General features: G+C 36.0%; 10 protein-coding genes. All 10 read left to right on the forward strand.

Features of this window, described 5'->3' with window-relative positions; translation table 11 throughout:
- The first annotated feature begins 212 nt into the window (after positions 1 to 212).
- The 10 genes from RBU60_RS03990 (at position 213) to RBU60_RS04035 (ending at position 12,786) form a co-directional block, all read left to right on the forward strand.
- Entirely contained in the window at positions 213 to 1,451 is a 1,239-nt protein-coding gene (locus RBU60_RS03990; protein ID WP_308863376.1) for a M48 family metallopeptidase, read from the forward strand.
- Between the two features lie 19 nt (positions 1,452 to 1,470).
- Positions 1,471 to 3,678 (forward strand): RelA/SpoT family protein, encoded by a 2,208-nt coding sequence (locus RBU60_RS03995; protein ID WP_308863451.1) that lies wholly within the window; start codon positions 1,471 to 1,473, stop codon positions 3,676 to 3,678.
- Between the two features lie 22 nt (positions 3,679 to 3,700).
- Positions 3,701 to 4,156 (forward strand): Fur family transcriptional regulator, encoded by a 456-nt coding sequence (locus tag RBU60_RS04000; RefSeq protein WP_308863377.1) that lies wholly within the window; start codon positions 3,701 to 3,703, stop codon positions 4,154 to 4,156.
- Between the two features lie 7 nt (positions 4,157 to 4,163).
- Complete coding sequence (locus RBU60_RS04005; RefSeq protein ID WP_308863378.1) at positions 4,164 to 5,438, forward strand: adenylosuccinate synthase; 1,275 nt, start codon at positions 4,164 to 4,166, stop codon at positions 5,436 to 5,438.
- Positions 5,439 to 5,555: 117 nt separating this feature from the next.
- Positions 5,556 to 7,286, forward strand: coding sequence for an OstA-like protein (locus RBU60_RS04010; RefSeq protein WP_308863379.1), 1,731 nt, complete (start codon positions 5,556 to 5,558; stop codon positions 7,284 to 7,286).
- A complete protein-coding gene (locus RBU60_RS04015) occupies positions 7,283 to 8,476 on the forward strand; it encodes an aspartate aminotransferase family protein (RefSeq protein WP_308863380.1) in 1,194 nt (397 codons plus the stop codon). The genes RBU60_RS04010 and RBU60_RS04015 overlap by 4 nt, the downstream gene beginning before the upstream one ends.
- An 86-nt stretch (positions 8,477 to 8,562) precedes the next feature.
- The gene (locus tag RBU60_RS04020; protein WP_308863381.1) at positions 8,563 to 9,954 is read left to right on the forward strand and encodes a tetratricopeptide repeat protein; all 1,392 of its coding nucleotides are present in this window, start codon (positions 8,563 to 8,565) and stop codon (positions 9,952 to 9,954) included.
- 74 nt (positions 9,955 to 10,028) lie between these two features.
- Entirely contained in the window at positions 10,029 to 11,039 is a 1,011-nt protein-coding gene (locus RBU60_RS04025; RefSeq protein WP_308863382.1) for a DUF368 domain-containing protein, read from the forward strand.
- On the forward strand, positions 11,039 to 12,061 hold the full coding sequence (locus RBU60_RS04030) for a DUF368 domain-containing protein (RefSeq protein ID WP_308863383.1): 1,023 nt from the start codon (positions 11,039 to 11,041) through the stop codon (positions 12,059 to 12,061). The genes RBU60_RS04025 and RBU60_RS04030 overlap by 1 nt, the downstream gene beginning before the upstream one ends.
- Positions 12,058 to 12,786 (forward strand): shikimate dehydrogenase family protein, encoded by a 729-nt coding sequence (locus RBU60_RS04035; protein WP_308863384.1) that lies wholly within the window; start codon positions 12,058 to 12,060, stop codon positions 12,784 to 12,786. The genes RBU60_RS04030 and RBU60_RS04035 overlap by 4 nt, the downstream gene beginning before the upstream one ends.
- Positions 12,787 to 12,877: the final 91 nt, after the last annotated feature.

A 12,877-nucleotide genomic window follows, 5' to 3' on the forward strand; every position in this document is an offset into this window, starting at 1 on the left:
GTTAGCAGTTAGCAGTTAGCAGTTAGCAGTTAGCAGTTAGCAGTTAGCAGTTAGCAGTTAGCAGTTAGCAGTTAGCAGTTAGCAAAAATAAAATTTTTAGTGTAAATTATTGATACTTCAAAAGAATAATTTAGATTACACCTTATTAATTATTTATTAAAAATTAGTGTTGCTAATTACACATTACTCATTGATCATTACTAATTACTTTTATGACTCCACAGCTGCTTTTTTATATTCTTATTGCAATTATTGTCTTCAACTTTATCTTTGATCAAGTTTTAGATGCGCTGAATGCGAAACATTTTAACGATAAATTGCCCGAAGAGCTTGCAGATGTCTACAAAGACGCCGAGTATCAACGCTCGCAAGCCTACAAGAAAACCAACTACCAATTTGGGATCATTACCTCTACTTTCTCTTTATTGCTCACACTGGCTTTCTTCTTTTTAGATGGTTTTGCCTATGTGGATGAGATGGCTAGAAACACCAGCGATAATCCTATTATCATTGCATTGGTTTTCTTCGGAATTATTTTATTTGCCAGTGATATTCTAACCACGCCGTTTTCGTATTACAGCACCTTTGTGATTGAAGAAAAATTTGGTTTCAATAAAACCACTAAAGCCACCTTTTTTCTAGACAAATTAAAAGGCTGGCTGATGGGAGCCGTTCTTGGCGGAGGAATTCTTGCTTTGATTATTTGGTTTTATCAGCTTACCGGAAGTGATTTCTGGATCTACGCTTGGGCGATGGTTACTGTATTTTCTATAGTGATGAATATGTTTTATAGTAGATTAATTGTCCCGTTATTTAACAAACAAACTCCGCTAGAAGAAGGTTCTCTTCGACATAAAATTGAAGCTTACGCCAAAAATGTAGGTTTCCAAATCGATAAGATTTTTATTATTGACGGTTCCAAACGCAGCACCAAAGCCAATGCTTACTTTTCTGGGTTTGGGAAAGAGAAAAGAATTACGCTTTACGACACTTTGGTCAACGATTTAGAAGAAGAAGAAATTGTAGCTGTTTTAGCGCATGAAGTAGGGCATTACAAAAGAAAACACATTATCTATAACCTAAGCTTAAGTGTGATCACCACAGGAATCACCTTATGGGTTTTGTCACTTTTGGTTAATAATCCGCTGCTTTCCCAAGCTTTGGGGGTAGAAGAAACCAGTTTTCATATAGGTTTAATCGCTTTTGGAATTTTATACACGCCCATTTCAGAAATTACAGGTTTATTGATGAGTTTACTAAGTCGGAAATTTGAATATCAAGCCGATAATTTTGCCAAAGAAACCTACGCAGCTCTACCTTTAATTAGTAGTCTAAAAAAGCTTTCTAGCAACAGCCTCAGTAACTTAACTCCGCATCCGGCTTATGTATTTTTCCATTATTCACATCCTAGTTTAGCACAACGCATTTTTAATTTAAAAAATAAGAGATAATTAGTACCTTAGACTTATGATGACAGAAGAACAAATAAGCAAAGAGAACAAGAAAATTGCTCGAGAATATAAAGAACTCTTACGCATTAGTTACCGCGCTTTAACTGATGAGGACAAAGTTCTCATTAGAAAAGCCTTTGAGGTTGCGGTAGATGCTCACAAAGAACAACGAAGAAAATCTGGAGAAGCCTATATTTTTCACCCTATAGAAGTGGCAAAAATAGTAGCTTCAGAGATTGGTCTAGATGCGACTTCTATTGCAGCTGCCCTTCTGCATGATGTGGTAGAAGACACGGTTTTTACGCTTCAAGACATGGAAGACATGTTTGGAAAGGTGGTCGCTAAAATTGTAGAAGGACTCACCAAAATAAGTGATTTAGAGCACGATAAAGATGTTTCGCTTCAGGCGGAAAACTTTAGAAAAATGTTGCTTACGCTGAATGATGACATCCGAGTAATCATTATTAAAATCGCCGATCGACTCCATAATATGCAAACCATGGATTCTATGCGGGAGGATAAGCAGGTTAAAATTGCTTCAGAAACACTTTATATTTATGCGCCCCTAGCCCATCGTATTGGTTTATATAACATAAAAACCGAACTGGAAGATTTGAGTTTAAAATATACCGAACCAGAAATGTATAAGGATATTTTAACTAAAATAAAAGACAGTAAGGAAGAGCAAGACCTCTATATAAAAGATTTTTCTAAAGTAATTTCTGATACCTTAGATAAAGAAAATATAGATTATGATATTAAGGGAAGACCAAAATCTATTTATTCCATTCGGAAGAAAATTTTAACGCAAAATGTAAGCTTCGATGAAATCTACGATAAGTTTGCCATTAGAATTATCTACAAGGGTAAACCCGAAGAAGAGAAATTTTTAGCCTGGAAAATATACTCCATTGTCACCGATCATTTTCGCCCCAATCCCATTCGCTTAAGAGATTGGATTTCTTCTCCCAAAACTACAGGGTACGAAGCCTTGCACATTACGGTTATGGGCCCCAAAGGTCGCTGGGTAGAAGTACAAATACGCAGTGAGCGCATGAACGAGATTGCAGAAAAAGGCTACGCAGCACATTACAAATACAAACACGGTGCAAAACAAGAAGATGAAAACTTAGAGCAGTGGCTTAATAAATTGCAAGAAGCCTTAGAAAATAGTGAAGGCAACGCGGTAGATTTTGTAAAGGAATTTAAACTCAACCTCTACTCTAAAGAAATTTTTGTTTTTACACCAAAGGGAGATTTAAAATCTTTACCCAAAGGTTCTTCCCCATTAGATTTTGCCTTTAGTATACATACCGAAGTAGGCTTAAAAACTAGAGGCGCCAAAGTAAACGGCAAGCTGGTTCCGTTAAGTCATACCTTAAAAAGTGGAGATCAAGTAGAGATCATTACTTCTGAAAACACCAAACCCAACAACAATTGGCTGGACTATGCCACTACAGCAAGGGCCAAATCTAAAATTAAAAATGCCTTAAAAGATGAGCATAAAGATTTAGCAGAAGATGGCAAAGCCATTTTGCAAAGAAAATTACGCTCGCTTAAAGTGCCTTACAGCCCCCAAACCATTAACGAATTGGTTAAGTTTTTTAAACTCAAAACCAGTTTAGACCTATTTTACCGCGTAGGTATAGGGACTATAGATAATATAGCGCTTAAAGAATATAACGCTTCTAGAAGCAATGCCTTGGTTTCTTTCTTTAAAAGTAAGATGAGAAAACCAAGCGTTCCTGAAGAAGTGAATAAAGAGGAAATCACCACTAATTATGATTTGCTCGTCTTTGGAAAGGAGGAAGATAAGTTAGAGTATAAATTAGCGAATTGTTGTAATCCTATTCCTGGAGATTCTGTATTTGGTTTTGTCACCGTTAATGACGGAATTAACGTTCACAAGAAAGAATGTCCTAACGCCATTCAGCTGCAGAGTAATTATGCATATCGCATTATGACGGCCAAATGGGTGGACTCTACTCAACAAGAATTTAGAGCGATCATTAAACTTACGGGATTAGATGATTTAGGCTTGGTAAGTCAGATTACCAAAGAAATTTCCAATAACCTCAATGTAGATATGCGTAACATATCTTTTGATAGCCACGACAGTGTTTTTCAGGGAAAAATTACCGTTATTGTAAAAAATAAGACGATTCTAAAAAAATTAATGACGCGACTTAAAAAAATAAACGGAATTGATAAAGTAACCCGTGAATAAAGCTTAAATTTGCAACCAGCGTATGGAAAGCACAAAGAAAGAAAATAACGACCAAGCAGTAGTTAAAAACGTATTTACCAAGTTTTTAGAGGATAAGAAACACCGTAAAACGCCCGAGCGTTTTGCTATTCTTCAAGAGATTTATGATAATGAGGAGCATTTTGATATTGAGACCTTATACATCACGATGAAAAATAAAAACTACCGTGTAAGTAGAGCTACTTTATACAATACCATAGAGCTTCTTTTAGATTGCGGCTTAGTAAGAAAACATCAGTTTGGCAAAAACCAAGCACAATATGAAAAATCTTATTTTGATAAGCAGCACGATCATGTCATCTTAACCGATACAGGAGAAGTAATAGAATTTTGTGATCCAAGAATAGAATCCATTAAGAAAACTATAGAAGAAGTGTTTGATATAGAAATTAGCAAGCATTCCTTATACTTTTACGGAAATAAAAAAACATCCAAATAAAAATTTTATGGCAGTAGATTTGCTATTAGGACTACAGTGGGGAGACGAAGGAAAAGGAAAAATCGTTGACGTACTCACTAAGAATTATGATATTATTGCACGATTTCAAGGAGGCCCAAATGCGGGTCACACCCTAGAATTTGACGGCATAAAACACGTCTTGCATACCATCCCTTCGGGAATTTTTCACGATAAAACCATCAACTTGGTAGGGAATGGTGTGGTGATTGACCCTGTGATCTTTAATAAAGAACTGGACAATCTAAAACAGTTTAATATCGATATCGTTTCTAAGCTTTTTATCTCTAGGAAAGCACATATTATTCTTCCCACCCATAGGCTTTTAGATGCCGCTTCAGAAACGTCTAAAGGGAAAGCTAAAATTGGTTCTACCTTAAAAGGAATTGGCCCTACGTATATGGACAAAACCGGAAGAAACGGTTTGCGTATAGGAGATTTAGAAATGGACAATTGGAAAGAGAAATACCGTGCCCTAGCTAATAAGCACGAGTCTATGATTGCTTATTATAATGTAGATATTCAATATAATTTAAAAGAATTAGAGAAAGAGTTTTTTGGAGCTGTGAAAGCCTTAAAAGAACTTAGATTTATAGATTCTGAAGAATATTTAGATCAAGCGCAGAAAAATAATAAAACTATTTTAGCAGAAGGAGCGCAAGGTTCGTTATTAGATATTGACTTTGGAACCTACCCTTTTGTAACTTCAAGTAATACTACCGCTGCTGGAGCCTGTACAGGTTTAGGCGTAGCACCAAATAAAATTAAAGAAGTTTACGGGATTTTTAAGGCGTACACCACGCGTGTGGGTAGCGGTCCTTTCCCTACTGAATTGTTTGATGAAGACGGTGCCAGAATGGCAAAAGCAGGAAATGAGTTTGGAGCCACTACAGGAAGAGCAAGACGTTGTGGCTGGTTAGATTTAGTAGCTTTAAAATATGCCGTTCAAGTGAACGGGGTAACGCAACTCATGATGATGAAAGGCGATGTACTCAGCGGCTTTAAAACCTTAAAAGTATGTACTCAATACAACTATAAAGGAGAAAAAATTGATCACCTACCTTTTAATATAGAAGAAGAAAATATTTCTCCTATCTATGAAGAAGTGAAAGGTTGGAAAGAAGACCTTACACAAATGTCTTCGGAAGATCAATTCCCAAAAAACTTTAGTGATTACATCAAGTATATCGAAGACTTTATAGGCGTGCCTATTAGCGTAGTTTCTGTGGGGCCAGATAGAAAACAAACTATCATCAGGAATTAGTAATAACTGAAAATAATTTTAAAACGCTCCATTTTTGGAGCGTTTTTTGATTGAAGACAAATGCTAGCTTAACATAGCATTCCAATTTAATGATTACTTTTGATAAAAATTAAAGCATTGAAAAATCACCTTCTCTTTCTTTTTGGCTTTCTAGCTTTAGGATTCTCACTTCAAGCGCAAGAGGATTCCAAAAAAATAGATTATACCAGTGAAAGATCTATTAAAAACGAAGAAAAATATCCAGGAGCTTTCTTATTGAGTAAAGTTACCAAACAAGTATACTTTAATCACGAAGGGATTGAGGTTTGGTGTGATCAAGCTATTTTTTATAAAGAAGACGATTTCTTTAAGGCCTTCGGAAATGTAAAAATGGTTCAAGGCGATACCATTAATATGACGAGTGAATACGCCGAATACAATGGGAGAACAAAATTTGCTTTTGCCAGCACCAACGTATTTCTCACCACTCCAAAAAATACGCTTACTACCGATACCCTCTTTTTTGACCGTACCAAACAACAGGCTTTTTACAGAAGTGGTGGAACGGTAAGAGATACGGCCAGCACCATTAAAAGTAGGGTGGGAAGATTTTTTATGGAAGAGGATAAAATTTCATTTATTCAGAATGTGGTAGTCACTAATCCAGAATACGTGATTAATTCCGAGCAAATCGATTTTTATTCAGAAACAGGGCATGCCTATCTTTTTGGACCTTCCACCATTAAAGGGGAATCCAGTGAAGTTTACTGTGAACGCGGTTTTTACGACACTAGAAATGATAAAGGTTACTTTGTCAAGAACTCCACGATTTATTACGAAAATAGAAAGTTACAAGGCGATAGTATTTACTTTAATCGGGAGAATAGTTTTGCGTCTGCCACCAATAATATTAAAGTTACTGATACCGCCAACAAATCTCTTATTACAGGGCATTACGCCGAAGTGTTTCGAGCGAAAGATTCTGTTTTTATTACCAAAAGAGCTTTGGCCTCTATGAAGCAAGAGCAGGATTCTATCCACATTCACAGCGACACCTTAATGATTACCGGCAAACCAGAACGCCGATTAATTAGAGGTTATTACGATACGCGCTTGTACAAATCTGATATGAGCGGAAAATGTGATTCGGTGACCGTAAATGAATATACGGGCTTAACCGAAATGATAGGAAAACCCGTGGTATGGACCAGCGACAATCAAATGACGGGAGATACGATTCATTTATTGAACAACGTAAAAACCAATCAGCTCGATTCGTTAAAAGTCTATGAGAATGCATTTATGATTCAAAAAGACTCCATTAGCGGCTTCAATCAGGTGAAGGGAAAAGAAATGATCGGTTTGTTTGAAGACAATGAAATCACCGAGACCAATTTCATCAAGAATACGGAAACGATTTTCTACAGTAGGGATGATGATACTTCCCTTATCGGAATTGATAAAGCCATCTCCTCCTCCATCAAGATTCTCTTTGAACAAAAAGCCATCACCGATATTTATTATTACACCGATGTAGAAAGCACTTTATATAGAGAGGAAGACTTTCCCGAAAACGCTCGGGAGCTCAAAGGCTTCAATTGGCGTGGGGACGAGCAGTTACAAAAGAAAGAAGATTTGTTTATCAATGATCCTCCGCTAGATTTACCTAAAATACAAGGAATTCCGTTACCGGAAGAAGAGGAAGAATTTTTTGAAGAGAAAGGGGAAGGAGAAGAAGTTATCTTGAATAAAAACTCTAGACTTACCCCCCAACTACTTCAAAACAGGGACAAAGACAGTGTTAAATTAAAAGAACCCAAAGTCCCTGAATTAAAGAAAGAGAAACCCGAGTTAAAGTCGAAGCCATGAGAAAGGACTTTTTAACCTATCAAGCACAAACCACTCCGCATCCTTTAGGAATCGAAGTGCAGTGTGCCAAAGGCTGTTATATTTATGATACTTCGGGCAAAAGCTATTTAGATTTTGTTGCCGGAGTTTCTGCTTGTAGTCTAGGCCATTTGCATCCTAAAGTAGTCGCTGCGATCAAAGAACAATTGGAGTTGTATATGCACGTCATGGTGTATGGCGAATACGCTCAACTTCCCGCGATTGAGTTTTCTAAATTATTAGCTCAACATATCGAAATTGAAAATGCCACCACGTATATGGTGAATAGCGGCACCGAGGCAATTGAAGGAGCGCTTAAATTGGCGCGAAGGTATACAGGACGGCAAGAAATTATTTCGGCGCATCAAGCTTATCATGGCAATACGATGGGCTCTTTAAGTCTATCAGATTTTGAAGAACGAAAAAAACCTTTCTATCCTTTAATTCCGCAAATTAGCCACATTCGATTCAATGCGGTGGCAGATATTGAAATGATTACCAGTAAAACCGCTGCGGTAGTCTTAGAAACCATTCAGGGGGGCGCAGGAATTATAGTGCCTAAAGACGGTTATTTACAAAAAGTAAAAAAACGTTGTGAAGAAGTAGGCGCTTTATTGATTTTAGATGAAATACAACCAGGGTTTGGGAGAACGGGACATTTATTTGCTTTTCAGAAATATAGCGTAGTTCCAGATATTTTGGTCATAGGAAAAGGAATGGCAGGAGGTTTACCCGCAGGAGCATTCGTAGCAAGAAATGAGGTCATAAATACGTTAAGTGATGCCCCAAAAATGGGACATATTACCACTTTTGGTGGAAACGCAATCATTTCCGCGGCAGCGCTAGCCACATTAAAAGAAATTACTTCCTCTAATCTTATGCAAGAAACCTTAGAAAAGGAAGCCTTATTCAAAGAATTATTGCAACATTCGCTCCTTGAAGAAATTCGTGGCATAGGATTAATGTTAGCTTTAATTGTTACTTCGGAAGAAGTTGCTAACCAATTGATTTTAAAGGCGCAAGAAGAAGGACTTATCTTATTTTGGCTTTTATTTGAAAAAAGAGCGGTACGCATCACGCCTCCCCTCACCATTTCTAAGCAAGAAATTAGAGAAGGTTGTAAAAAGATTATACATCTCTTAGATGAGATCGAAACCCAAGCTGTTAATTAATTTGTTAACAACAAACAAAGGCTAGTGTTAGTTTTATTAAAATTACTGACTAACTTTAGTAATGTAGAAATATTAAACATTCGTGTATGTACTTGAGTCAAAACGAAGGACACCATTTCTCTCTTTCTAAATTTGAATCGATGCTTAAAACAAATGATATTTTGTTTTTTGACTCGGAAGAATTTGAAGCTATTATATTTCATTACCTAGAAGTCGGCAAAATTGCTTTGGCAAAAAAAGCGGTGCGTTTAGGTTTGGAACAGCATCCCAATTCAATACATTTACTGCTCTTTAAAGTGGAGATTTTCATTTTTGAAAATAAATTGGAAGATGCAGATTACATTTTGAATAATTTACACAAAATAGAACCTTCTAACGAAGAAATTTATATACAAAAAGCAAACATTCTCTCTAAAAAAGACAAACACCTAGAAGCGATTAAAATGCTAGAGATCGCATTAGAGAATACTACAGATGCGCCAGATGTTTACTCTTTACTGGCTATGGAATATATGTTTTTGGAAGATTTTGAAAATGCCAAAATCAACTATATGAAATGTTTGGAAATAGACCAAGAGGATTATAGTGCGCTATACAATATTATCTATTGTTTTGATGTGTTAGAAGAAAAAGAAGAATCTATAAAATATTTGCTTTCTTTTATTGAAATAAATCCTTATTGCGAGGTTGCTTGGCATCAAATAGGAAAACAATACTGTAATTTAAAGAAATACGATGAAGCTTTAGATGCTTTTGATTATGCCATTATTGCAGATGAATTTTTTATTGGCGCTTACCTAGAAAAAGGAAAAGTACTGGAAAGATTAAAAAGGCACAAAGAGGCGATTCAAAATTACCAGATCACCTTAGAGTTAGACGATCCTACTGCTTTCGCTTATTTGCGTATTGGAAAATGCTACGAAAAATTAGGGGTGGAAGATCTCGCCATTCATTATTATAAAAAAGCAACTCATGAGGATCCATTATTGGACAAAGCTTGGATTGCCATCACCGATTTTCACTGTCGCAAATTCAATTTCCAAAAAGCCTTATATTATATCAATAAAGCGCTACAGATTGATGAAGAGAACATATTGTATTGGAAGCGATTTTCTAAAATAAATAAAAAGCTTAACTTTTTGGAGGAAGCCGAAAAAGGACTTCAGAAAAGTTTAGAGCTGGGGAATTATGAGTTAGAAACTTGGATTACCCGCTGCGATTTACTCATTAGTTTGGGAGAATATGAAACTGCCATACAGGCAATGTATCAAGCTACTGAATTTTATCCAGATATGGCTGAAATTGAATACCGCTTAGCTGGTTTACACTTTAGCATTAACCAAGGCATAAAAGGATATGCCCATTTAGAAAAAGGCTTAACATTAGATCAAGAATATGTACTCTTAATGGATTATGTTTTTCCTAATATTTTTAATCGACCTAGTATTCAGAAGCTTATCAATAAATATAAAGCTTAATCAATTCTCGCATTAAAATTAGCGCCTTCTTTTCAATTTTAGTATTTTTACTTTTACAGAATTGAACCAACTTGATGAGAAGAACATTTAAAGACTATTTCTCCATAGGATTAAAAGGAATGGCTATGGGAGCTGCAGATGCAGTACCGGGAGTTTCTGGAGGAACCATCGCCTTTATCTCGGGTATTTACGAAGAATTAATCAACACGATTAGCAATATAGATATTGCACTAATTAAAACCATTCCCAAGGAAGGTTTTTCTACATTTTGGGAAAAGCTAAATGGCAATTTTATCCTTGCTTTGCTTTCGGGAATCATTATTAGTTTTGTTTCCTTTATGCAATTGGCAAAGTATCTCATTGAAAATGAATCCGTTTTAATTTGGTCGTTCTTTTTTGGCCTTATTGTCGCTAGTATTTACTTTATTGGCAAACAGATTAAAACTTGGAGCATTCCAGTTATAATTTCCCTCGTTTTGGGAGCCGCAGTCGCTTTTTATATTTCTTCCCTCCCACCACTTTCCAGTAATTCTAACTCGTATTTTTTATTATTTGCGGGAGCTATTGCTATTTGTGCGATGATTTTACCAGGAATTTCAGGATCCTTTATTTTATTAATTTTAGGAGCTTATAAAACCCTGAGCGATGCTATTCACGACTTAGATTTTAAAAAAATAGCCTTATTTGCGGTAGGAGCTGTCATTGGGCTTTTAAGTTTTAGCCGAGTTTTAAAATGGCTTTTTAATAACTATCATAATTGCACTCTGGCCGTACTTACCGGATTTATCTTTGGATCCCTAAATAAAGTTTGGCCTTGGAAGATTACCGAAAACGTATGGAGTAAAGAATTAGGAAAAGAAATTAATTTATCTCAAGTTTCAGATTATGGTACGCTAGCTGTTTTTCAAAAAGAAACGCAAGACTTTGAAACCCTCAAAACGATTTCTGAAATAAGTGTACTTCCCACAAAATATGAAGCCCTTAACCAAGGTATAGATCCGCAAATTATTTGGGCGATTATATTAATGATAATTGGGTTTTTAACCATCTTTTTATTAGAAAGATTTGGTCAAAAAGAAGTATAATGCAACAAACCCGAACGTTTACAGATAAGTTATTTTTGGTTCTAAAAGGACTTGCTATGGGAGCTGCTAATAAAGTTCCTGGGGTTTCTGGAGGCGTGGTCGCTTTTGTAGCTGGCTTCTATGAAGAGTTTATTCATTCGCTGCAAAGAATCAACTATCGTTCGTTTTTATTGCTTCTCAAAGGAAAATTTAGGTCTTTTTATCACTACGTAAACGTTAAGTTTTTGGGTCTTCTCATCTTGGGAATGGTGATTAGTTATTTTAGCGTTTCCAAAATTCTCGATTACCTCATCGTTCATTACGAACTCTATGTTTGGTCCACGTTTTTTGGAATGATCATCGGTTCTATTTACTTTATCGCTAAAGACTTTAATCTTAAATCTACTAAAAACCTTCTTTTTATCCTTCTTGGAATGATTGCAGGAGTCGGGATTAGTTTATTAGAACCCGCCACAGAAAATGACAACCTTTGGTTTGTATTTATTTGCGGAATTATAGGTGTTTCGGGAATGACACTTCCCGGATTGTCGGGATCCTTTATTCTTATTCTTATAGGTAATTATGTATTGTTGCTCGTCGATTCGGTCAACGCGCTTTTTGACACCATTACAGACCTTATGAAACTAGACTTTTCATTTGCTAACGATCCCGAGAGGGTTAGATTGCTGCAGGTACTTACCAGCTTTACCGCAGGATCTGTGGTTGGATTGGTGACCTTGTCTCATATTTTGGGTTTTGTACTTAATCATTACAAAAACATCACCTACGCCATTATTATTGGTTTTATTACAGGCTCATTGGGCGTAGTTTGGCCTTGGAAAGAAAAGATTTTTAAAACTGGATATGCCGGAGAGTTCTTAAAAGATGCCAATGGCAACCTTGTTTTAGACAATTACGACCGTTATTGGCCTAGTCTTTCAGATTCAAGTACTTACCTTGCATTTATTTTTATTATTATAGGTATCTTATTTGTTATAGGTTTAGAACGTTACGGAAAAACTTCAAAAGAAAAACAAGCATGAAAAAATTTGGACTCATAGGCAAAGACATCTCGTACTCCTTCTCTAGAAAATTCTTTCAAGATAAATTTAATCAGCTTCAGATTGATGCGGTTTACGATAATTTTGATATAGAAAACATCCAAGAGTTTAAAACTGTTCTTCGCAAAAACAAACAGCTTAAGGGGTTAAACGTTACCATTCCTTATAAAGAAAGCATCATTCCTTTTTTAGACGAACTTTCCGCGGAAGCGCAACAAATAAAAGCCGTGAACACCATCAAATTTGTAGATAATAGGCTTATTGGTTACAATACCGATGCTTTTGGGTTTATGAAATCTCTATTTCCTATCTTAGAAAAGCAACACAGCCACGCGCTTATTTTAGGAAAAGGAGGTGCATCAAAAGCGGTGGCCGATGCTTTAAAATCTATGGGGATTGATTATCGTTTTGTTTCTAGAAATCCGCAGCATAATGATTTCGCTTACGCGGAATTGGATGAGAAAATAATTCATGAACATCCTTTAATTATCAATTGTACACCCTTAGGAACCCATCCTAAAGTGAAAGAATCCCCAAACATTCCTTATAATTTTCTAAAACCTTCTCACCTCCTCTACGATTTGGTGTATAATCCTGCTATCACAGAGTTTTTAGCCAAAGGAAAAATACGCGGTTGTAGTATATATAACGGTAAGAAAATGCTAGAATATCAGGCAGAAAGAGCTTGGCAAATCTGGAATGAATAAACAAGTCCTCCTTCGGTTTATTTTTTCTTGCAGAAACAACTCGTAGTTACTATCTTTCAAGCCTGTAACTAAATGAACTTAAACATTGAAA

It is taken from the genome of Mesonia profundi (assembly GCF_031085155.1).
GTDB classification, from domain to species: Bacteria; Bacteroidota; Bacteroidia; order Flavobacteriales; family Flavobacteriaceae; genus Mesonia; species Mesonia profundi.

Bases quoted from the DNA above. Each gene is read 5' to 3' on its own strand.
- RBU60_RS04015 (WP_308863380.1), top strand. From the start codon at position 7,283: ATGAGAAAGGACTTTTTAACCTATCAAGCACAAACCACTCCGCATCCT.
- RBU60_RS03990 (WP_308863376.1), top strand. From the start codon at position 213: ATGACTCCACAGCTGCTTTTTTATATTCTTATTGCAATTATTGTCTTC.
- RBU60_RS04005 (WP_308863378.1), top strand. From the start codon at position 4,164: ATGGCAGTAGATTTGCTATTAGGACTACAGTGGGGAGACGAAGGAAAA.
- RBU60_RS04000 (WP_308863377.1), top strand. From the start codon at position 3,701: ATGGAAAGCACAAAGAAAGAAAATAACGACCAAGCAGTAGTTAAAAAC.
- RBU60_RS04030 (WP_308863383.1), top strand. From the start codon at position 11,039: ATGCAACAAACCCGAACGTTTACAGATAAGTTATTTTTGGTTCTAAAA.
- RBU60_RS04035 (WP_308863384.1), top strand. From the start codon at position 12,058: ATGAAAAAATTTGGACTCATAGGCAAAGACATCTCGTACTCCTTCTCT.
- RBU60_RS04025 (WP_308863382.1), top strand. From the start codon at position 10,029: ATGAGAAGAACATTTAAAGACTATTTCTCCATAGGATTAAAAGGAATG.
- RBU60_RS03995 (WP_308863451.1), top strand. From the start codon at position 1,471: ATGACAGAAGAACAAATAAGCAAAGAGAACAAGAAAATTGCTCGAGAA.
- RBU60_RS04020 (WP_308863381.1), top strand. From the start codon at position 8,563: ATGTACTTGAGTCAAAACGAAGGACACCATTTCTCTCTTTCTAAATTT.